General features: G+C 72.9%; 24 protein-coding genes. 12 read left to right on the forward strand and 12 right to left on the reverse strand.

Annotation, left to right across the window (positions count from 1 at the left end; all coding sequences use genetic code 11):
- Nucleotides 1–57: 57 nt before the first annotated feature.
- From ACFV04_RS37690 to ACFV04_RS37705, 4 genes are all read right to left on the reverse strand, one after another.
- Nucleotides 58–1,464 (reverse strand): MFS transporter, encoded by a 1,407-nt coding sequence (locus ACFV04_RS37690; protein WP_380535474.1) that lies wholly within the window; start codon nucleotides 1,462–1,464, stop codon nucleotides 58–60.
- Between the two features lie 387 nt (nucleotides 1,465–1,851).
- Nucleotides 1,852–2,457: a TetR/AcrR family transcriptional regulator gene (locus tag ACFV04_RS37695; RefSeq protein WP_380535476.1), complete on the reverse strand. Its 606-nt coding sequence runs from the start codon at nucleotides 2,455–2,457 to the stop codon at nucleotides 1,852–1,854.
- A gap of 109 nt (nucleotides 2,458–2,566) precedes the next feature.
- Nucleotides 2,567–3,529 carry a quinone oxidoreductase family protein gene (locus ACFV04_RS37700; RefSeq protein WP_380535478.1) on the reverse strand — a complete coding sequence of 321 codons (963 nt, stop codon included), beginning with the start codon at nucleotides 3,527–3,529 and terminating at the stop codon, nucleotides 2,567–2,569.
- Between the two features lie 105 nt (nucleotides 3,530–3,634).
- A complete protein-coding gene (locus tag ACFV04_RS37705; RefSeq protein WP_380535480.1) occupies nucleotides 3,635–4,459 on the reverse strand; it encodes a MerR family transcriptional regulator in 825 nt (274 codons plus the stop codon).
- Between the two features lie 412 nt (nucleotides 4,460–4,871).
- On the opposite strand from ACFV04_RS37705, the gene ACFV04_RS37710 reads away from it, so the two are divergent.
- The 5 genes from ACFV04_RS37710 (at nucleotide 4,872) to ACFV04_RS37730 (ending at nucleotide 7,078) form a co-directional block, all read left to right on the forward strand.
- Entirely contained in the window at nucleotides 4,872–5,432 is a 561-nt protein-coding gene (locus ACFV04_RS37710; RefSeq protein WP_360255057.1) for a hypothetical protein, read from the forward strand.
- 77 nt (nucleotides 5,433–5,509) lie between these two features.
- Nucleotides 5,510–5,923 (forward strand): hypothetical protein, encoded by a 414-nt coding sequence (locus tag ACFV04_RS37715; protein ID WP_380346666.1) that lies wholly within the window; start codon nucleotides 5,510–5,512, stop codon nucleotides 5,921–5,923.
- Between the two features lie 34 nt (nucleotides 5,924–5,957).
- The gene (locus ACFV04_RS37720) at nucleotides 5,958–6,218 is read left to right on the forward strand and encodes a hypothetical protein (protein WP_380346665.1); all 261 of its coding nucleotides are present in this window, start codon (nucleotides 5,958–5,960) and stop codon (nucleotides 6,216–6,218) included.
- Between the two features lie 53 nt (nucleotides 6,219–6,271).
- Nucleotides 6,272–6,499: a DUF397 domain-containing protein gene (locus ACFV04_RS37725; protein WP_380346705.1), complete on the forward strand. Its 228-nt coding sequence runs from the start codon at nucleotides 6,272–6,274 to the stop codon at nucleotides 6,497–6,499.
- Nucleotides 6,500–6,565: 66 nt separating this feature from the next.
- Nucleotides 6,566–7,078: an NUDIX hydrolase gene (locus tag ACFV04_RS37730; RefSeq protein WP_380535483.1), complete on the forward strand. Its 513-nt coding sequence runs from the start codon at nucleotides 6,566–6,568 to the stop codon at nucleotides 7,076–7,078.
- 239 nt (nucleotides 7,079–7,317) lie between these two features.
- Here ACFV04_RS37730 and ACFV04_RS37735 read toward each other — a convergent pair whose 3' ends face one another.
- Nucleotides 7,318–7,824 carry an NUDIX domain-containing protein gene (locus ACFV04_RS37735; RefSeq protein WP_380535485.1) on the reverse strand — a complete coding sequence of 169 codons (507 nt, stop codon included), beginning with the start codon at nucleotides 7,822–7,824 and terminating at the stop codon, nucleotides 7,318–7,320.
- The gene (locus ACFV04_RS37740) at nucleotides 7,821–8,117 is read right to left on the reverse strand and encodes a hypothetical protein (protein ID WP_380535486.1); all 297 of its coding nucleotides are present in this window, start codon (nucleotides 8,115–8,117) and stop codon (nucleotides 7,821–7,823) included. Before ACFV04_RS37740 ends, ACFV04_RS37735 begins: the two co-directional genes overlap by 4 nt.
- Nucleotides 8,118–8,244: 127 nt before the next feature.
- On the opposite strand from ACFV04_RS37740, the gene ACFV04_RS37745 reads away from it, so the two are divergent.
- The 3 genes from ACFV04_RS37745 to ACFV04_RS37755 are packed head-to-tail and all read left to right on the forward strand — an operon-like array spanning nucleotide 8,245 to nucleotide 9,503.
- Nucleotides 8,245–9,084: a Scr1 family TA system antitoxin-like transcriptional regulator gene (locus ACFV04_RS37745; protein WP_380346661.1), complete on the forward strand. Its 840-nt coding sequence runs from the start codon at nucleotides 8,245–8,247 to the stop codon at nucleotides 9,082–9,084.
- On the forward strand, nucleotides 9,077–9,286 hold the full coding sequence (locus ACFV04_RS37750; protein WP_380535488.1) for a DUF397 domain-containing protein: 210 nt from the start codon (nucleotides 9,077–9,079) through the stop codon (nucleotides 9,284–9,286). The genes ACFV04_RS37745 and ACFV04_RS37750 overlap by 8 nt, the downstream gene beginning before the upstream one ends.
- Nucleotides 9,287–9,296: 10 nt before the next feature.
- A complete protein-coding gene (locus ACFV04_RS37755) occupies nucleotides 9,297–9,503 on the forward strand; it encodes a DUF397 domain-containing protein (protein WP_380535490.1) in 207 nt (68 codons plus the stop codon).
- A gap of 67 nt (nucleotides 9,504–9,570) precedes the next feature.
- Here the strand turns inward: ACFV04_RS37755 and ACFV04_RS37760 are convergent, their stop codons facing one another.
- Together ACFV04_RS37760 and ACFV04_RS37765 are read right to left on the reverse strand one after the other, a co-directional pair.
- The gene (locus ACFV04_RS37760) at nucleotides 9,571–10,122 is read right to left on the reverse strand and encodes an NUDIX domain-containing protein (protein WP_380535492.1); all 552 of its coding nucleotides are present in this window, start codon (nucleotides 10,120–10,122) and stop codon (nucleotides 9,571–9,573) included.
- Nucleotides 10,074–10,370: a hypothetical protein gene (locus ACFV04_RS37765; RefSeq protein WP_380535494.1), complete on the reverse strand. Its 297-nt coding sequence runs from the start codon at nucleotides 10,368–10,370 to the stop codon at nucleotides 10,074–10,076. The genes ACFV04_RS37760 and ACFV04_RS37765 overlap by 49 nt, the downstream gene beginning before the upstream one ends.
- Nucleotides 10,371–10,497: 127 nt before the next feature.
- On the opposite strand from ACFV04_RS37765, the gene ACFV04_RS37770 reads away from it, so the two are divergent.
- From ACFV04_RS37770 to ACFV04_RS37780, 3 genes are all read left to right on the forward strand, one after another.
- The gene (locus ACFV04_RS37770) at nucleotides 10,498–11,325 is read left to right on the forward strand and encodes a helix-turn-helix domain-containing protein (protein WP_380535496.1); all 828 of its coding nucleotides are present in this window, start codon (nucleotides 10,498–10,500) and stop codon (nucleotides 11,323–11,325) included.
- Entirely contained in the window at nucleotides 11,322–11,537 is a 216-nt protein-coding gene (locus tag ACFV04_RS37775) for a DUF397 domain-containing protein (protein ID WP_380535498.1), read from the forward strand. Before ACFV04_RS37770 ends, ACFV04_RS37775 begins: the two co-directional genes overlap by 4 nt.
- Nucleotides 11,538–11,897: 360 nt before the next feature.
- Entirely contained in the window at nucleotides 11,898–12,179 is a 282-nt protein-coding gene (locus ACFV04_RS37780) for a hypothetical protein (protein WP_380535500.1), read from the forward strand.
- Between the two features lie 90 nt (nucleotides 12,180–12,269).
- Here the strand turns inward: ACFV04_RS37780 and ACFV04_RS37785 are convergent, their stop codons facing one another.
- Nucleotides 12,270–12,992, reverse strand: a complete 723-nt coding sequence (locus ACFV04_RS37785) for a heparin lyase I family protein (RefSeq protein ID WP_380346657.1) — start codon at nucleotides 12,990–12,992, stop codon at nucleotides 12,270–12,272.
- 159 nt (nucleotides 12,993–13,151) lie between these two features.
- Complete coding sequence (locus ACFV04_RS37790) at nucleotides 13,152–14,543, reverse strand: uracil-xanthine permease family protein (protein WP_380535502.1); 1,392 nt, start codon at nucleotides 14,541–14,543, stop codon at nucleotides 13,152–13,154.
- Nucleotides 14,544–14,898: 355 nt separating this feature from the next.
- Here ACFV04_RS37790 and ACFV04_RS37795 point away from each other — a divergent pair, with 355 nt between their 5' ends.
- Nucleotides 14,899–17,772, forward strand: coding sequence for a BTAD domain-containing putative transcriptional regulator (locus ACFV04_RS37795; protein ID WP_380535504.1), 2,874 nt, complete (start codon nucleotides 14,899–14,901; stop codon nucleotides 17,770–17,772).
- 56 nt (nucleotides 17,773–17,828) lie between these two features.
- Here the strand turns inward: ACFV04_RS37795 and ACFV04_RS37800 are convergent, their stop codons facing one another.
- Together ACFV04_RS37800 and ACFV04_RS37805 are read right to left on the reverse strand one after the other, a co-directional pair.
- Nucleotides 17,829–18,386 carry a TetR/AcrR family transcriptional regulator gene (locus tag ACFV04_RS37800; RefSeq protein WP_380346654.1) on the reverse strand — a complete coding sequence of 186 codons (558 nt, stop codon included), beginning with the start codon at nucleotides 18,384–18,386 and terminating at the stop codon, nucleotides 17,829–17,831.
- Between the two features lie 87 nt (nucleotides 18,387–18,473).
- On the reverse strand, nucleotides 18,474–19,868 hold the full coding sequence (locus ACFV04_RS37805) for an amidase (protein WP_380535506.1): 1,395 nt from the start codon (nucleotides 19,866–19,868) through the stop codon (nucleotides 18,474–18,476).
- Between the last annotated feature and the right edge of the window lie 88 nt (nucleotides 19,869–19,956).

Below are 19,956 nucleotides of genomic sequence, written 5' to 3' on the forward strand. Positions count from 1 at the left end.
GCCCGGGAGGACCGGGCGGCGCCGTCGACGCGTCATGTGGTGGCCGTCAGCGCACGGTCAGCGCACGTCAGCGCACCGCCTGCGGGACGCGCTGGGACGGGACGCCCCGGGCCGGGCCTCGGCCGGTGCGGCCGCGGACCCGGCCGGCGCCGCGCCCAGGGCGGTGCCGCGGGTCTCCTCGGCCCACAGCGCGCACACCAGCAGGCCCAGCGCGGTGATGCCGGCGGCGATCAGCATGGTCGGGCCGGTGCCGAGCCCGGTCAGGGACAGCGGCAGCAGGTACGTGCCGACGGCCGCGCCGATCCGGCTGACCGAGGTGGCCACGCCCACGGCGGTGGCCCGGATCTCGGTCGGGAACAGCTCGTTGGGGTAGGTCCAGTCGAGCACGTTGGGCCCGCCGCACAGGAACGCGTACGCGCACAGCGCGGTCAGGGCGATCGCGGCGGGGGCCGTGGGCCACACGCCGAGCAGGGCGAGCGGCACGGTCATCAGGGCGAAGGACCAGATGATGACGGGGCGTCGGCCGCGGCTGTCGATCAGGCGCAGGGCCGGGTAGCAGCCGAGCAGGAAGACGAGGCTGATCAGCCCGGTGCCCAGGGTCTCCATGACGGTGCCGCCGGGCATGCCGAAGGAGGACAGGATCTGCGGGCCGAAGGTGAGCATCGCGAACAGCGGGCCGACCTGGCAGAGGAAGAACAGGCCGCAGAAGAGGGTGCGGCGCCGGTAGGGCTGGGTCATCAGCAGGCGCAGGCCGACGGGCCGGCCGCGCTCGGCCGGGTCGGGCATCAGCTCGCGGCCGTCGACCCGGACCCCGAGGTGCTTCTCGACCACGCGCACCGCGTCGCCGACCCGCCCGTTGGCGGCGAGCCAGCGCGGCGACTCGGGCGAGCCGCGGCGGATCACCAGGAAGACCACGCACAGCACCGTGGAGCTCGCCAGCATCCACCGCCAGCTGCCGGGACCGGCCAGCTCCAGGAACAGGTAGCCCACCACGTAGGCGAGCACGGAGCCGGCGTACCAGGCGACGATCTGCTGGCCGAGCAGACGGCCCCGGTGCTTGGCGGGCAGCCACTCGGCGAGCAGCGAGGTCGCGATGGGGTAGTCGGCGGCCACGGCCATGCCGAGCACGAAGCGCAGCACGGCGATCGCCCACACCTGGTCGACCCAGAACGAGAGCACCGAGCAGGCGACCATCACCAGCAGGTCGGCGGTGTACATCACCTCCCGGCCGATCTTGTCGGTCAGCACGCCGAAGAGCGCGCCGCCGACGAACATGCCGACCAGGGCGGCGGCGCCGATCAGGCTGACCTCGGCGGTGGACAGCCCGAGGTCGGGGCGCATCCCGATCAGGGCGACGCCGACGATGCTCAGGATGTAGCCGTCCAGCAGCGGCCCGCCGGAGCAGGCGAGGGCCAGTCTGCGGTGGAAGCCGGTATACGGGGCGTTGTCGATGGTCTGGGACATGGGCTTGGGGTCCTCCGGAGCGTACGGCGGCGAGCCGGGGGGCCCGTTCACCGTGCGCCGGGTAGACGGCAGGGAACGGCGCCGCCCACGCTGGACGGCGCCATCGCCCGATCACACCGGGCGACCGTCCAGGGTTGCCCCGGCCCACCGGGGTCACCACGAGGTCCAAGGTCAAACGGATTGATGACCTTGGTCCCGAAGCGGACGGGCCTTCCGGCCGTATCGATCCAAGCCCCGCCCAGTCATGCCGGGGCCCGTCGCCGTCCGGCCCCCACAGCGGCGCCGGATCGCGCACACAGCGTGACCCTTCTCACTCACGGGCCCCGAACGGCCCCGTTCTGTGGCCCTTCCCACAAGCCGCGGCGCCCGGCGGCGCCCGGCGGCGCGTCAGCCGTCCGCGCCGGGCCGGGCCGCGCGCAGCCGGGCGAGACCCACGTCCAGGGCGGCCTCCAGGTGCGCCATCGAGCCGGTCATCATCAGGATCAGCACCCCGCCCTGGATGCCCGCCAGCAGCGCCGCGGCCTCCCGCTCCGGGTCCAGCGCGGGGTCGAGCCCACCGGCGTCCCGCAGGTGGCGGATGCCCGCGGCCAGCTGCCCCTGCCACCGCGCCAGCAGCCCGGCGGCCACCGCCCGGGCCGCGCCGGTGGCCGAGCCCACTTCGGACAGGGCCACGTGCAGCGGACAGTCCGCGCCCTGCGCGCGGTAGCGGGCGAGGACCTTGTCGCGCCACCGCTCCCAGGCGCCCCAGGAGGTGAGGGCGCCCAGCTCGGGCTGCTGGTCGTCGAGGACCCGGTCCGCCTCGTGGCGGGCCACGGCCAGCAGCAGTTCGTCCTTCCCACCGGGAAAGTAGTGGAACAACTGGCTCTTGCTGGTCGCGGTGCGGGCCATGACGTCCTCCAGCCGCAGCCCGAACACCCCCTCCTCGCGGATCCGCCCGGCGGCGCCCTCGACGATGCGCTGCCTGGTCGCGGCGCCCTTGCGGGTCAGCGGCACGTGCCCTCCTCGTCCCGGTCGTCGGGTCCGATCCTCGCGCACGGCGCGGTGCCCACCGTGCCCGGCACCCGGCGCACGGCGCACGGCGCGGGTGCGCACCGCGCCCCGGTCAGGGCAGGAGCATCAACTTGCCGGTCGTCCGCCGGGACTCCAGGTCCGCGTGCGCCCGGGCCGCCTCGGCGAGCCGGTAGCGGCCGGTGACCCGCAGGGTCAGCCGCCCGTCCAGGAGCAGGTCGAACACCTCACCGCTGCGCCGCACCAGGGCCTCGCGGGTGGCGACGTGGTGGTGCACCACCGGGTACGTCAGCAGGATGCTGTTGGGCAGGTCGGTGGGCCGCAGCGTCGGCACACCCATGAACGGCCCGTAGTACGCGTGCACCCCGTGCGGGCGCAGGGCCAGCTGCGAGGAGGTGAAGGTGTCGGCGCCGCCGCCGTCGTAGACGACGTCGGCCCCGCGGCCGCCGGTCAGCTCCCGCACGGCCTCCTCGAAGCCCGCGCCGGAGTGGACCAGTACGTGGTCGGCGCCCGCCGCGCGGGCGGCGTCGGTCTTCTCCGGGCGGGAGACCAGGCCGATCACGTTCCCGCCGCGGGCCTTGACCAGCTGGGTGAGCAGCAGACCCACCCCGCCGGCCGCCGCGTGCACCACGGCCGTGTCGCCCGGGCCGACGGGGTAGGTCTCGGTGCCCAGGTGGTTGGCCGTCAGGCCCTGCATCAGGACGCCGCCGGCGAGTTCGTCCGGCACCCCGTCGGGCACCTTGACCAGCGAGTCCGCGGGGACGGCGAGCAACTCGGCGTAGCTGCCCGGGTGGTAGAACCAGGCGACCCGGTCGCCGACGGCCAGGCCGTGCACGCCCGGCCCGAGGGCGGTGACGTGGCCCATGCCCTCGGCGCCCAGGACGGCGGGCGCCGCCCAGCCGCCGGTGCCCTGCGCGCGGGCGCCGACGTCCAGGTAGTTGACGCCGGCGGCACCCAGGCGCACCAGCGCCTCGCCGGGGCCGGGCACCGGGTCCGGCAGCTCGGTCCAGCGCATGACCTCGGGGCCGCCGTGCTCCTCGATCCGGATCGCGTGCATGAGGGAACCGCCTTCCTGTGCGGGCTCGTTCGGGAGGGAACGGTCAGCACGGTAGGCAGCCGAAAATGGACCCTCAAGTCCACAATCGGGCTCGGGGAACGGCCCTCACCCGGCCGGGCGCAGCGGCACCGCGACGTCCGCCACGTGCTCGTCCGGGGCGGCGGTTGCCCAGTTCGGGTAATACACCTCCCGGTCGCAGTCGGCGCGCTCGCACCCGCGTTCGGCTAGCCAGGCCGCGACGGCGTCGTGGGCGGCGGCCATCGTGGCGAAGTCGCCCCGGCGCCGGGACAGTTCGGTGTACGCCTCGCGGTGCGCGGGCTCGACGCGCACCCCGAACAGACCGTCCGGGGCGAGGTCCGCCTCCGTCGGGGCGCAGACCTCGACCAGGGCGGCGGAGTCCTCGGACACCAGGCCGTGGTAGACCGCGAACAGCGGCCCCGACAGGCAGGCCCCGGCCCGCCCCAGCCGGTCGAACAGCAGCCCGGAGGCCTCCGCGAGGAAACCGGGCAGTGCGGCGGCGTCCACGTGCCGGCGCACGAACAGGACCCGCTGCTCGGGCACTTCGCGCTCACGGACCTCGTACACGGCCTCGCCCCTTCCCGTCAGCACCGAGCGGGCGTAGCCCACCGCCTCCCGGCGGGCCGCGTGCACGCCCTCCCGCTCGCGCCAGTACGCGAGCAGCAGCCGCTCGCCCTCCGCGCCGCCCGCGTCCAGGACGGCCGCGATCCGCGCCAGCGGCAGCCCCGCGGCGCGCAGCAGCGCGATCCGCCGGGCCCGTTCGACCTGCTCCGGGCCGTAGCGGCGGATACCGGTGCGCGGGTCGGTGCGGGCGGGCCGCAGCAGGGCCCGCCCGTCGTACAGCCGCAGCGCCTTGACGCTCAGCCTGGTCCGGGCGGCGAGTTCCCCGATGGTGATCAGTTCGTCCTGCACGCCGCCACTGTGCGCCCTGCCCCTGGGGGAGGGGCAACCCGGCCGGCCCGGCCGCCGTGCGCCGCCGGCCGCCCCGCCCGGCTGCGGTGCCCCGCCGTGCGCCGGGCGTCCTCCCCGTTCTCCCGGGATCCGTCGGGAGGGGTGCTTCCCGGGGCGTCGGGGAAACGTCCTGTTCGTTCCCTGCCGCCCGCTTTCTCGGCCGGCGGCGGATTCGCAGCCAATTCGCAGCCAATTCGCAGCCGGTTCACAGGAGTTCGGGCACCGGCCGGTCGGGCCGCCCGGAATTGGTCCGTCCTCCGCGTGATCCGGCCAAGCAGGCCCCTCGATCTTCCAGTCGAAGACATGTACGAATCTAGGGTGATCCCTGACACCCGAGGTGCAGAAGGTGCCATCGGGAGAATGGGGGAAGCTCGTGTTCACGAAGGTCAAGCGGCTGTCAGCCCTGGTGGGGGCCGGCGCGGCCCTCGCACTGTGTGCGACGCCGGCGAGCGCGTCCGAGGCGATCCCGCACATCGACCAGAACGCGGTCAGGGCGTCGGTGCAGGCCCACGGCGGGGTGCTCACCCAGGCCGAGGCCGTGCGGCTGGGCATCAAGCCCAACACGCAGTACCTCGACACCCCGCTGGCGGGCAAGATCCACCGGAAGCTGGCCAGCGGCGCCCGCACCGGCTCGACGGCGGGCGTCGTCGCCAGCCCGAGGAACGCCTCCGGGTGCAACGGCGAGGTCTGCATCGAGGTGACCGGGTCGGGCCTGCACGTGTCCACCTGGAGCACCTTCGCCTACACCAACGGCTACCAGTGCAGCTACGGCGCGTTCTGGGAGGACGGCGACCTCGCCGGCACCGGCCCCCAGGAGTGCAACGACGGCATCGTCTGGAACTCCACCGGCGACCTCGACTTCGGCGGCACGACCCAGATCTGCAACACCTGGGTCGGGATCTCGGGCCGCCCCTGCGAGACCGTCCACGGCTGATCCGACGGGAATCACGGCGGCGGTCCCCCCGGGGCCGCCGCCGTGCCTATGCTGGATCCGGAGGAGAGGACGGCACCATGACCACCGATCAGATCGTGGGGATCCCCGGATGGGCGGAGGGCAGGGGCATGCTCATCCGCGGCGGGACGGGCCCGGGCACGGACTCCGTGGTCCACTCCTACGGGCACGGCGGTCGGCGTGGGCTGCCGGTCGTCGTCTTCGCGCAGTCGACCGCACGGGACCAGACGGAAGCGGCGGTCAGGAACCTGCTCGGGCGGGGCGACCGGCCCGAACGGCTCGAACTCGTCGAGGAGACGCCCACCCCGGTCGTCGTCGACGGCACCGCCGTCACCGCAGTGCGCCGCCGGTCCGGCGACGGCCGCCTGACCTGCGTGAGCTTCCCCTGGCAGGGGGCCACCGTCGCCGTCGCCTCCTGGGAACACCCGCTGGACGCCGCGTTCTTCGCCTCGCTCGGCGCCGTCGACGCCTAGATCCCGGCGCTGCCGTCCCCAAGGAGTGACTGCCGTGACCCGAAAGACCTCGATCGTCCTGGGAGCCGCCGTGGTTCTCCTGACCGTCGCCTCCGCCGGAACGGTCTCCGCGGACACCGCCCGGCACCCCGCCGACGGGACGCTGCGCGTCCAGGGGCGGGAGGTGCACGTCGACCCGGCGGTCGCCCGGCGCATCACCACCGGGCACGGCACCGCCTCCGACTACCGCGCGGCGGGCATCCTGCCCTCGATGCCGCTCCCGGGCGGCACCCGGCCCGACGGCGGGGCCCGGTAGACGGCGGAGCGGCGAAGGGCAGGGCCGACGACTCGGGAGGACCACGCATGGCCATGCACACAGTCGACTTGACCGGTGCCGGGTGGCGCAGGTCCGGCTACAGCAACAACGGCGGCAACTGCGTCGAGGTGGCACCCGGCTTCCCCGGGGTGATGCCCGTCCGTGATTCCAAGGACCCGGACGGGCCGGCCCTGGTCTTCGCCGCCGAGGCCTGGCAGTCGTTCGTCGCCGCCGTCCGCAGCGGCGAGTTCGGCGACTTCGGCGAGTTCGGCGAGGTCTGAGCCGGAGCGTTCGTGAGCCCCGGCGGGGGCGAGAGCCGGGGGCGGGGTCGTGCGATCGTGGGTGCCGTGGACGAACCGGTGGAACGCGTGGACGATCAGGATCGGGTGCTGGCGGTGGTGGACCGGGGTGAAGCCATCCGTCGAGGCTGGCTGCACCGCATCGCGACGACGGTCTGCCGTGATCAGCAGGGGCGGGTGCTGGTCCACCGGCGGCCGGAGAACCTGTCCCGGTTCCCCGGCCACCACGAGGTGATGTTCGGCGGAGCGGTGAACGTCGGCGAGTCCTACGAGCAGGCGGCGGCCAGGGAACTGGCCGAGGAACTGGGCGTGGATGCGCCGGTGCGCTTCCTGTTCACGTTCCTGTGCCGGGGGGCGATCAGCCCGTACTGGCTCGGCGTGCACGAGGCCGTGGTCACGGGCGAGGTGACACCCGACCCTGGCGAGGTCGCCTGGCACGGATGGCTGACGGAGGCGGAGCTGCGGGAGGCCGTGCGGAAGTGGCGCTTCATCCCGGACGGGCAGGAGGCGTTCGATCGCTATCTCACCTGGCGCCGTGACCGGCCCCGGAACGGGCCGTGAGGCGGACGTGGCTGCGCGGCCCCGGCCACCGGGAGATGCCCGGGGGCGCCGCCGTCCTGCGGCGAGCGGGGGGAGAGGACCGAATGGTTCGGGTGGGCCCTGCATAGACCGGTCGTACTCCGGACCCGGACGGTGCCAGGAGGGGGAAGTCCGGAGATCGCTGAGCCGGCATCCTGAAGCGCAGGCCCGGGCCGTTCGCGGTCCGGGCCTGCGGGCGTGGCCGCTGGTCGGGGTCGTGATCAGCCGACCGGGACGGGGACGCCCCGGATGAGGAGGGGCAGGCTGGCGCCGTGTTCCCAGGCGTCCCATGCGTCCTCGACGCGCCGGTGCTGGTCGTCGGCCATGACCCGGTGCAGCTTCGCCTGGGGCACCCAGTGCAGGGCACAGACGTCCTGCGGCGGCCGGTGCGGGCGGACGGCCCCGGCCTGCCGGGAGGTGACCACCCCGCCCGCGTAGACGAAGTCGATGCTTTCCGGGAGTTCACCGGCGGGGGAGTAGTCGACCGTGAGGATGGTGCGCAGCGGCAGGACGAGTCCGGTCTGCGTTTCGAGGTGCCGCCGGGCCGCGAGGTGCGGCAGCTCGTTCTGCTCGGCGCTGCCTCCGGGCAGGGTCAGCCCGTCGTGGTGGACGGAATCGACCAGGAGCACGAAGAAGTCCCCTGACCCCTGGGGGTCCTCGCGCAGCACGAAGACTTGCTGACCCGACCGCCGGCCGGGAGGCTTGCTGCTGAAGAGGGCCTTGCTCAACTCTGCTCCAGATGTGAGGAATTGCTGTCGGAGGGCAGCGGCCACCCGTCGAACGGCCGACGGCGTGACCTCCCGCAGGTGCCCGGCGCGAACTCCCTCGGGTCGAGCGACCGGATCGCGGAGAGGTCGACCCGCCGCTGGGGCCCGGTGGCTCCCAGCGGCCGGAGCACCGCCTTGCCGAACGCGGCCTCCACGAAGACGCCCTCACTCGGCTTCCCGCTCCCGATATCGCTGAAGTCCAGCACCACCTCGTGGAGTTGGAACCAGCCCTCGGGTCTCTGCGCGTCAGACATGGAGTCTCCGTAGGTTGCGCTGCGCTCTCGGCGAATCACCGGGTGTAGCCATGGTGGCTTGAGCGGCCCTACTATCGGAAGTCGATCTGAAGCTTGAAGTCGGTACTCGGCAAGTAGGTGAAGGTCATTGAACCTCAAGGAACTTGATCCAACATCAGGCCCATGGGCGCCCTTCGGGGTGCAACTTCGCAGGTCACGCAAGGCTGCCGGTCTCACGCAAGCCCAGTTGGCGAGGCTGGTGGGGGTCGATGCCTCCTACGTCTCCTATGCCGAACTTGCCCCGCCCGATCGGACCCCGCCGAGCGAGAAGTTCGCGCGTGATGCCGATCGAGTGCTTGAGACCGGTGGAACCCTGCTGCTGATGTGGCTCCAGGCCAAGCACTCGGCGTTGCTGGAGGGCTTTCCCGAGTACGCGGCCAACGAGACGCGAGCCCGTGAGATCCGGATCTTCGAACTCGGTGTCGTCCCCGGTCTGCTGCAGACGAAGTCCTACGCGGCGGCTCTTGCCAGGGCAGACGTTCGTCGAAGGGACATCACTCCCAAGCAGGCGGAGGAGCGGCTGACCTTTCTGCTTGCGCGGCAGGAAGCCCTTGCACGACGAGATCCGCCACTTATCCATGCTGTGCTGGACGAGAGCTGCCTCCGGCGGATCATCGGTGGCCCGGAGGTCATGCGGGAGCAGCTCGGGCAACTTGAACAGCTCTGTGACCAAGGGCGCGTAGTCCTGCAGGTAGCGCCGTTCAGCATGGGGGAGCACAGGCCGTTCGCCTTGCCGATGCGGCTGCTGACGCTCCCTGACGGCGCTCTGTTTGGCTACTCTGAATCTGAGGGACGAGGGCACGTCGAGCGGGATGACGACCGGCTCCGTGACTGGCGCAGGCGATACGATCGCCTCCAGGTGGGGGCGCTGGGTGAGTCGGCGACTCTCGAACTGATACTCCGCGCCCGGAAGGAATCTCATGGCTGATCTCGACTTGGCTACCGCTTCGTGGGTGAAGTCGACATACAGCCAACAGGGCGGCGACTGCCTTGAGGTCGCGCGAGGTTTTTGCGAACTGATGCCTGTCCGTGACTCCAAGGATCCTCAGGGCCCGGCCTTGATCTTCCTGGCTGCGGCCTGGACGTCGTTCCTCACCGCCGTCCGCAGTGGTGAGTTCGGCGAGGTCTGAGAGGAGCATTATGACCGATCGCTTCAACCAGATCGGCGCCAAGTGGCGTAAGAGCACGTACAGCAACGGTGGGGGCGGCTGCATCGAGGTAGACGATGCGCACCCTGGCAGGGTCCGTGACTCGAAGGATCCTCAGGGGCCTGCCCTCGTCTTCCCTGCCGAGGCCTGGGCGTCGTTCGTCGCCGCTGTCCGCGGTGGCGAGTTCGGCGACGTCTGACAAGAGCCTCGGGCCCGGGCCGTTCGCGGTCCGGGCCTGCGGGCGTGGCCGCTGGTCGGGGTCGTGATCAGCCGACCGGGACGGGGACGCCCCGGATGAGGAGGGGCAGGCTGGCGCCGTGTTCCCAGGCGTCCCATGCGTCCTCGACGCGCCGGTGCTGGTCGTCGGCCATGACCCGGTGCAGCTTCGCCTGGGGCACCCAGTGCAGGGCGTAGACGTCCTGCGGCGGCCGGTGCGGGCGGACGGCCCCGGCCTGCCGGGAGGTGACCACCCCGCCCGCGTAGACGAAGTCGATGCCCTCGGGGAGGTCGGCGGCGGGGGAGTAGTCGACCGTGAGGATGGTGCGCAGCGGCAGAACGAGTCCGGTCTGCGTTTCGAGGTGCCGCCGGGCCGAGAGGTGCGGCAGCTCGTTCTGCTCGGCGCTGCCACCGGGCAGGGTCAGCCCGTCGTGGTGGACGGAATCGACCAGGAGCACGAAGAAGTCCCCTGACCCCCCGGGGTCCTCGCGCAGCACGAAGACTTGCTGGCCCGACCGCCGGCCGGGAGGCTTGCCGTGAAAGAGGGACGTGCTCAACTCTGCTCCAGGTATGAGGAATTGCTGTCGGAGGGCAGCGGCCACCCGTCGAACGGCCGCCGGCGCGACCTCCCGCAGGTGCCCGGCGCGAACTCCCTCGGGTCGAGCGACCGGATCGCGGAGAGGTCGACCCGCCGCTGGGGCCCGGTGGCTCCCAGCGGCCGGAGCACCGCCTTGCCGAACGCGGCCTCCACGAAGACGCCCTCACTCGGTTTCCCGTTCCCGATATCGGTGAAGTCCCGCACCACCTCGTGGAGTTGGAAGAAGGAGTCGGGTTTCTGTGCGTCAGGCATGGGAGTCTCCACAGGTAGCGCTGTGCTTCCGGCAAATCACCGGGTGTAGCCATGATGGTGTTTCGATCGCTACGATCGCCAGGCTTCCACTTTCACAGTTCTGTCGAGTGACAAGGTGAGGACGGTCGTGGAGCTTGATGACGGGGATCAGTCACTGTCTCCTGCTGTGCGCTTCGGGCAGGAACTCCGCAGGCAGCGACGTGCGAGGGGCTGGTCGCAGGCGGATCTCGGCAAGCGCATGGGCTATAGCCATGGCCTGATCTCCTACCTCGAAGGGGCTAAGAAGCCTGTAACGCGTAAATTTTCGGTTGCAGCTGACCGGGTGTTCGGCACGGATGGAATGTTTGTCGAACTATGGCGCCGGATCTCAAACGCCAGCTTGCTGGAAGGATTTGATGAGTACGTAGAGGCCGAGACGCGGTGTCGAAAGATCCGCACTTTTGCGTTAAACGTCGTTCCGGGCCTGTTCCAGACGGAGACGTACGCGACAGCCCTGGCAAGCGCGGCAGTCCTTCGCGGCAGCATCACCAAGTCCCAGGCCCAAGAGCGAGTTGACTTCCTCATGGGGCGCCAACAGGTGCTTCATCGTGATCCACCGCCGACAGTTCACGCTGTCATGGATGAGAGCTGCCTGCTTCGTCCGGTGGGCGGGCGCGATGTCATGCTCCACCAGCTCCGACATCTTGAGAGCCTGGCCGAGCTTCCGGCCCTTACGCTACAGGTGGCCCCCTTTACCCTTGGGGAGCACGTCCCGTTCACGATGCCGATCGTCCTCCTGACCCTGCGAGACCGCTCGGTTGTCGGCTATGCCGAGTCCCAGGCGCGTGGCATCGTGGAGCGGGGGCGCACCGCGGTCGAAGCCTGGGACAGTGACTACGATCAACTCCAGGTGGAGTCACTGTCCAAAGTGGCCTCGCTCGACCTGATCCGCGCTGCTCGGAAGGACCTTGAATGATCAGCCCCACTCTCGATCTAACCGGTGCCAGATGGCAAAAGTCCGGTTACAGCAACAACGGGGGCAACTGCGTGGAGGTAGCTCCCGGCTTCCCCGGTGTGATGCCTGTTCGCGATTCCAAGGACCCCAGTGGCCCGACCCTGCTGTTCCCCGCCGAGGCCTGGGCGTCGTTCGTCGCCGCCGTCCGCAGTGGGGAGTTCGGCGGCGTCTGACAAGAACCTCGGGCCCGGACCGCTCCCACATGCGGTCCGGGCCCGAGTAGTGCGGGGGCAGAGTGGGCGCCATCGCCGGCGCTCAGTCGTGAAACGTCTGGCAAGTCCGCGCGATCAGCTTGCGTGAGGGTGGCCGCTGTGGGCCGACGCCGCGAAGTGCAGCCCCTGCCACCCCGGCAACGACTCGCACTGATCGGCCAGTTGCGGTGGTCCCGGCCCGGCCGGGACCACCGCCACGCGGACGGGTGCAGTTCACCCTGATCCCTGCACCCGGGCGGGCGTTCAGTCATCGGACTGCCAAGACACTGGACAGATTCACGTACGGCGACCGCGAGGCGGCGCGGATTCCGGAGGGGTCTTTTGAGCGAGCAATCCGAGAGCTACCACGTCACCGGGCACCCGAGGCTCGACGCCAACGGCGTCACCATCTGGCAGCAGTACGGCGGAAGGGCCCCGGAGGGGTTCTTCTACGACGGGTGGTACAAGTTCGTGCCGGGGGACCCTCGTTACGACGAGCTGCTCCCGCAAGCACGGCAGAATCCGCAGGATGTCGAAGAGAGCACGGCCCCGGTCTACCCCGAGACCTTGGCCATCCTGGACGAGATGCAGCGCAAGACGCGGGAGCGGAACGCGGGGCAGTGAGCAGAACTTCCGACGTACGGGGCTCCGCGTGCCGCAGGCCCGGGCCGCCACCACGCGGTCCGGGCCTGCGGACGTTCTCCGCGTCCCCTGTTACGAGCCGGCGGTGGCCGCTTCCAGGGTGGTGGCCATCACGGGGCTGGTGAAGGTGTTCGTCGCGTCGCCCGTGGACTCGTGGTACGAGCCCCACTTGAGGTAGTCGCTGTCGCCGTCCCAGGTGGTGCCCTTGAAGGTGCCGGAGCCGGTGGTGAAGGTCTGCTTCTTGCCGTCGAACCAGAAGTCGATGGTGCCGTCGGTCCGGCCCAGGCGGATCTTCAGTGCGTAGGAGTGCCACTGGCCGTTGGTCGTCGGGGCGGTCCACAGCGTGTGCGACACGTGCTGGGTGTCCCATTCCTGGAGCCGGATGCGCCCGTTGGTGGCGTCGATCTCGATGGGGTGGTTGGCCGTGTCGGTGCTCGGTGAGCACTTGAGCTGGAAGACGTAGCGGCTGTTGTCGTCCTTGATGTCGACCTTGGATGACCAGCCGAGGTAGAAGGTGTCGCCCTTCTTCAGCTCGGGGCTGAGCGTCTCGCAGCGTTCCTGCCCGGCGGCCTGGTAGGCCCGCCACACCTTGCCCTTGGCGGCGTCGTTGACGACCTTGAAGTTGCCCGAGGCGCACTGCACGGAGGCGAAGGAGGACGGGCCCTTGCTCGTGCTCGGGGTCCACAGCACCTGGCCTGCCGCGCTGCTGGGGGCCGCGGTGGCCCAGGAGAGCGCGAGCACGGTGGTGGCCACGCCCCCGTAGGTGAGCGTGCGGCGGCGGGACGGACGGGACATGGGTCTCCCCGGGGAGGTGCGGAATCGGACGCGGGCCCGGGCCGGGACGACCGGCCCGAGCCTACGCAGCGATTCGACCATCTGCCGGGCCCGTGAACCAGGCGGAACCACGGGCGGAAGTACCTGCGGGGTTACTTCCGCCGGTGTCCTCACGGGTCGTCAGCCGGCGCCCTCGGGGGTCTGTTCGTCGTAGGAGGAGGTGCCTTCGTCCAGCAGCGGTTCCTGCGTCTTGAGGTGGGCGGGGGCCAGGGCCCGCAGCGTGTGGTAGCCGGTGATGACGACCAGGGTGCCCAGCGCGATGCCGCTGAGGCTGAAGGTGTCGGTGAACTTCAGTGTCACGTTGCCGATGCCGATGATGATGCCCGCCGCGGCCGGCACCAGGTTGAGCGGGTTGCGCAGGTCCACCCCGGACTTGGTCCAGATCTGGGCGCCGAGCAGGCCGATCATGCCGTAGAGGATGACGGTGATGCCGCCGAGCACGCCGCCGGGGATGGCGGCGACGATGGCGCCGAACTTGGGGCAGATGCCGAAGAGCAGCGCGAAGCAGGCCGCCGCCCAGTACGCGGCGGTGGAGTAGACCCGGGTCGCGGCCATGACGCCGATGTTCTCCGAGTAGGTGGTGTTCGGCGGGCCGCCGACGGCGGTGGAGAGCATGGAGGCGACGCCGTCGGCGGAGATCGCGGTGCCGAGCCTGTCGTCGAGGTTGGTGCCGGTCATCTCGCCGACGGCCTTGACGTGTCCGGCGTTCTCGGCGACGAGGGCGATCACCACGGGCAGGGCGACGAGGATCGCGGACCACTGGAAGGAGGGGCCGTGCAGGGTGGGCAGGCCGACCCAGTCGGCCTTGCCGACGCCGGACAGGTCCAGGCGCCAGTGGTCGGTCGGGTGGCCGCTCGCGTCCACCGAGTGGATCTTCCCGAAGACGCGGTCGAACAGCCAGGAGATCCCGTACCCGAAGACCAGCCCCAGGAAGATCGCCACCCGCGACCAGAAGCCGCGCAGGCCCACGACGGCCAGCCCGGTGAAGAACATCACCAGCAGCGCCGTCCACTGGTCCTGCGGCCAGTACGTGGAGGCCGTCACCGGGGCCAGGTTGAAGCCGATCAGCATGACGACCGCGCCGGTGACGATCGGCGGCATCGCCGCGTGGATGATCCGCGCCCCGAACCGCTGGACGGCGACGCCCACCAGGAACAGGACCGCGGCCACGACGAAAACCGCGCCGGTGACCGTCGCGCTGGTGCCGCCCTGGGCCCGGATCACCGCGGCGACGCCGACGAAGGACAGCGAGCAGCCCAGGTAGCTGGGCACCCGGCCGCGGGTGGCCAGCAGGAAGATCACGGTCGCCACGCCGGACATCATGATCGCGAGGTTCGGGTCGAGCCCCATCAGTACGGGTGCCACGAAGCTGGCCCCGAACATCGCCACCACGTGCTGGGCGCCCAGTCCTGCCGTGCGGGGCCAGGAGAGCCGTTCGTCGGGGCGGACCACCGCCCCCGGTGCGGGCGTGCGCCCGTCACCGTGCAGCTTCCAGCGCACGCCGAGATCCATGATGAGGTATCGCTTTCTCTGAACTTCCGGGGGACTGTCGGCACCATTCTCGTGGTCACCGGGTGGTCCATCGAATCCCCGCGTCCCGGCCGCCCGTTCCAGGGGCCCGGTATCCGCGCTGGTCAGGGATGGTCCGCCCGTTCCGGCGTCCCTGACTGCCCGTGACCACTGGCGGTCGGGGCGGATCGCCGTGCAAGCTCCGGCCGGGGTGCGCCGCCGGGGTGCGGTGGTGGCCCCGGGGCGCCGCGACGTCCGGCCGTCACCCGGAGGACGCCTGCACGTCACCCGGGCGACACCCAGTGATTGCCGAGTCGCCTACTGTCATATGCTTGTCATATTGATCGAGGGGCGGGTCGTGGATTTCCGATTGCTGGGCTCGGTGGCCGCCGTGGCCACGGACGGCCGGGAGCTGCCCACCGGATCCGCCAAACGCCGCAGCCTGCTGGCCATGCTGCTGCTGAACCCCGGCGCCCCGGTCACCGTGGACCGGCTCACCGAGACGCTGTGGGACGAGGAACCGCCCCGCCACTCACGCACCGTCATCCACAACCACGTCTCCGGCCTGCGCGCGCTGCTCGCCGCGCACGGCGCGCCCGCCGTCGGCGTCGAACTGGTCACCGACGGCGGCGCCTACCTGCTGCGGGTGCCCGAACTCGCCGTGGACACCGCCCGCTTCGAACACCTGCTGTGCTCCGCCCGGTCGACGCCCGACACCGCCGAGGCGGTCACGGCCCTGCGGGAAGCACTCGCGCTGTGGCGCGGCCCCGCCCTCGCCGGCACCGCGCCCAGCGTCCCGCTGCAGTGCGCCGCGCACGCCCTGGAGGAACTGCGGCTCGCGGCCGTGGAGGAACTGGCCCGCGCCCACGGCCGCCTCGGCGACCACGGCGCGGCCGCCGGCGTGCTGTCCACCGAGGCCACGATGAACCCGCTGCGCGAGCCCCTGGTCGCGGCGCTCGTCCTGGCGCTCGGCCGGGCCGGACGCCGCTCGGAAGCCCTGGACTGGTACCACCGCACCCGCCGGGCGCTGGCCGAGGACCTGGGCATCGACCCCGGGCCCGAACTCGTCGAGGCCTACGACTCCCTGCTGCGCACCGACGCCGCCGCCCTGCGGTCCGACCGGGTCCCGCCCCCGCGCGTGCCCACCGTCGGCGGCCTGGCAGCCTCCGCCGCCGCGCCCGCACCCGCCGCCGCACCCACGCCCGCGCCCCTGCCCGTCGAGGCGCCCGTGCCCGTGCACGCCACCGCCGCCGGGCCCGCCGACCCCGTCCGCACGCCGCGCACCACCCCCTGGCCCTTCCCCCGCCGCCCGCGCGGCTTCTCCGGCCGCGAGGACGAACTGGCCGCACTCGACCGGGCCACCGCCGGCCCCGGCGCCATCGCCGTCGTCACCGGCGGCGCCGGGATCGGCAAGACCACCCTCGCCCTGTACTGGGCCCACCGCCGCCAGGACGACTTCCCCGACGGCCGGCTGTACGTCGACCTCTGCGGCCACAGCCCGCTGCCCGAACGCTCCACCCCCGCCGTCCTGCGCGAACTGCTGCTCGGCCTCGGCCTGCCCGCCGAGGAGATGCCCGCGACCCCCGAGGCCATGGCCGCCCGCTACCGCGAACTGACCGCCGGCCGCCGGATGCTCATCGTCCTGGACAACGCCCGCCGCTCCGACCGGGTCCGCCCGCTGCTGCCCGACGGCGAGGACTGCGTCACCCTGGTCACCAGCCGCGACCGGCTCGGCGGCCTGGTCGCCTCCGACGCCGCCCGCCCCGTCCCGCTCGCCCAACTGTCGCCCCCGCAGGCCGTCACCCTGCTCGCCGCCACCCTCGGCGCCGACCTCGTCGCCGCCGAACCCGAAGCCGCCGCCCGGCTGGCCGCCCTGTGCGACGGCCTGCCGCTCGCCCTGCGCCTGGCCGCCGCCCGCGTCGCCACCGGCCCCGCCCGCGACCTCGCCGAACTCGCCGCCGAACTCGCCGACGAACAGGACCGGCTGGGCATCCTCGACGTCGAGGACACCAGCGTCGCCGCCGCCCTCGCCCTCACCGTCCAGCACCTCTCCGAGCCCGCCCGCCGGATGTTCCACCGCCTCGGCGCCCACACCGGCACCACCCTCGACAGCCGCACCGCCGCCGCCCTCGCCGACTGCCGCCCCGCCGAGGCCTCCGGCGCCCTCGGCCAACTCGCCACCGCCCACCTCATCGTGGAGATCGGCCGCGACGCCTACACCCTCCACGACCTCGTCCGCCTCTACGCCCGCAGCCTGCCCGGCGAGGTCGACGACGAGGTGCTGCCGCGCCTGCTCGACCACCTGATGAACACCCTGGTCGCCGCCTGCGACGCCGCCGAACCGGGCAGCGAGCCCTGCTGCGCCCTGCCGCCCGGCACCCGCCCCGCCGAGGTCCGCCCGTTCCCGGACCGCACGAGCGCGCTCGCCTGGTACGCCGCCGAACGGGACACCCTGCGCGGCGCGGTCGGGGCGGCGGTCACCGCCGGACTGCACGACCGGGCCTGGCGCCTGGTCCTGCTGCAGTGGCCGCTGATCGTGTGGCAGGTCCGGGACGGCTGGGTGCCGCTGCTCGAACACGGCCTGGCCGCCGCCGAGGCCGACCACGACCCGGCCGCCCAGTCCCGCGCCCGCGCCCTGCTCGGCTGGGTCCTGCTGGAGGAGGGCCACCACGACCGGGCCCTGGTCCACCTCGAACGCGCCCCCGACCTCGCCGCCCGGGCCGGCGACGGCACCGCGCAGGCCGTCGCCCTGATGAACCTGGCCGTCGCCCTCGGCCGCCACGGCAGGAACACGCGGGTCCGCGGGCTGCTGGTCCGCGCCCTGTCGCTGTCCGAACGGGCCGGCCGCGTCGACCTGGTCGCCCTCGCCCGCCAGCACCTCGCCCAGGAATGCCTGAGCGCCGGCAGCCCCGAGGAGGCCGCCCACCACGCCGCCCGCGGCCTGGCCGTCGCCGAAGCCCCCTTCCCCGCCGCCCGCCGCGTCCTGCTGCAGACCCTCTACGGCCGTGCCCTCGCGGCCACCGGCCACCCGGAGGAGGCCGCCCTCCACCTCGACGCCGCCGTCCGCGCCGCCCGCGCCCACCAGTACGGCGACGGGGAGGCGGGCGCCCTGGCAGCCCTGCACACCCTCACGGCCACGGCTTCTGCCACGGCTGCGGCCGCGACCGCGGCCGCGGCACCGGCCACCGCGACCGCCACCGCGACCGCCACCGCGGGCCCGCGCGGCCGCTGACCACGACCACCGGGCGCCACCGCGCGGACGGCGGGGAACGCGACGGGGGAGCGGGGTCAGCCGTCGAGGAGGCCGGCCACCAGACGGCGGGCGTAGGCGGCGTCCAGCTCCGCCGGGCGGAAGAGGATGCGGTACATCAGCGGGGCGACGACGCGGTCCATCGCCGTCTCGACGTCGGGCACCGGCTCCCCGCGTCCGCGGGCCCGGGCGAGGACGGTGTCGATCTGCTCGGCGGCGTAGGCCGAGCACCGGCCGGCGTTGTCGCCGTCGGGGTCGCCGAGCAGGGCGTCGCGGACGTAGGCACGGCCCGAGGGGGAGGACATCTCGTCGAGGAACTGCTCGGCCCAGGCCGTCAGGTCGCCCCGCAGGTCACCGTGGTCCTGCGGCGCGGTGTCGGGCCGCAGGCGCTCCACGGCGACGTCCGACAGCAGCTCCTGCAGGTCACCCCAGCGGCGGTAGACCGTCGACGGCGTGACCCCGGCCCGCTGGGCGACCATCGGCACCGTCAGCGCGTCGCGGCCCGCCTCCGCCAGCAGCTCGCGCACGGCGGTGTGCACCGCGGCCTGGACCCGGGCGCTGCGCCCGCCGGGGCGCACCATCTGCCTGCGACTCATGCGGTCCACCGTAAAGCACAGCCGTTGCGTTTACCGCCGGCTCCGTGGCACGCCCCGTCACCCGGCCGCCGCCGCGTCCGGCCGCCGTCACCCGGCCGCCGGGGCGAGGGTGCGGACCGGGCGGGTGCGCTCGTGGGCGTGGGCGACCCGCAGCAGGGTGCGTTCGTCCAGGGGGCGGGCGAGCAGCTGCATGCCGATCGGCAGGCCGGCCGGGTCGTGGCCGACGGGCAGGGACAGGGCGGGCGCGCCGGTGACGTTGGCGGGGGCGGACAGCCGGACGTAGGCGTCGGAGACGCTCTCGGTGGTGCCGTCGGGCCAGCCGACGCTCTCCTGTCCGGCCGGTACGGCGGTCATCGGGACGGCCGGGGCGGCGATCACGTCGACCCGCTCCCACAGCCCCGCCCACTCCTGCCGCATCAGGGTCCGGGCGCGCTGGGCGCGCAGGTGGTCCGTGGCGCCCATCAGCGCGCCCGCCTCCAGCAGGACGCGGACGTCGTCCCCGTAGCGGTCGGGCGCCGAGCGCAGGGCGGACTCGTGGTGGACGGTGGCCTCGGGGACCATCAGGCCCCAGTGGGCGGCCCGGATGTAGCGGGTGAGCGGGATGTCGACCGGGACGAGCCGGGCGCCGAGCGCCGCCAGGTGGTCGACGGCCTGCCGCACGGCGGCCTCCACCGGTTCGGTGACGCGGTCGAAGTAGTAGGTGCGCGGCACGCCGACGCGCAGCCCGGTCAGGTCGGTGTCCGGGTGGGGCCGGTAGTCGGCGGCGGGGACGTCGAGCGAGGCGGGGTCGCGCGGGTCGTGGCCGGCCAGGGCGGCCAGGACGAGGGCGGCGTCCTCGGCGGTGCGGGTGAGCGGGCCGACGTGGTCCAGCGACCAGGACAGCGGGGTGACGCCGTGGCGGGGGACGAGCCCGTAGGTGGGCTTGAGGCCGACGACGCCGTTGAGCGCGGCGGGCACCCGGATCGAGCCGCCGGTGTCGGTGCCCAGGGCGAAGGCCGCCGCGCCCGCGGCCACGGCGGCCGCCGAGCCGCCGCTGGAGCCGCCGGCGATCCGGTCGCGGTCCCAGGCGTTGCGGGTGCGCGGGGTGATCAGGCCGTAGGCGAACTCGTGGGTGTGGGTCTTGCCGACGAGGACGGCGCCGGCCGCCGCGAGCCGGGCGGTCACGGTGGCGTCGGTGTCCGCGCGGTGCCCCTCGCGGACCCGGGAGCCGGCTCCGGTGGGCAGGCCGGCGACGTCGATCAGGTCCTTGAGGGCGACGGGGACGCCGTGCAGTGGCCCGCGCGGGCCGCTGCGGGCGATCTCCCGTTCCGCCTCGCGCGCCGCCTCGCGCGCCCGCTCGGCGGTGACGCCGGCGTAGGCGCCGAGGCCGGGCTCGACCCGCTCGATGCGGTCGAGGACCGACTCCACCAGTTCGACGGGGGACAGGCGCCGGGCGTGGATCTCCCGCGCGGCGGCCGCCAGTGACAGCTCGTACGGCCGCATCACGCCACCTCCGTGCCGTGGTCGTGCACCGCGCGGTAGGCGGCGGCCGGCGGGGTGTCCGCGAGGTCCAGCTCCCGCAGGACGGCGA

The sequence above is a fragment of the Kitasatospora sp. NPDC059599 genome, from assembly GCF_042735125.1.
In the GTDB taxonomy this organism is placed as follows: Bacteria; Actinomycetota; Actinomycetes; order Streptomycetales; family Streptomycetaceae; genus Kitasatospora.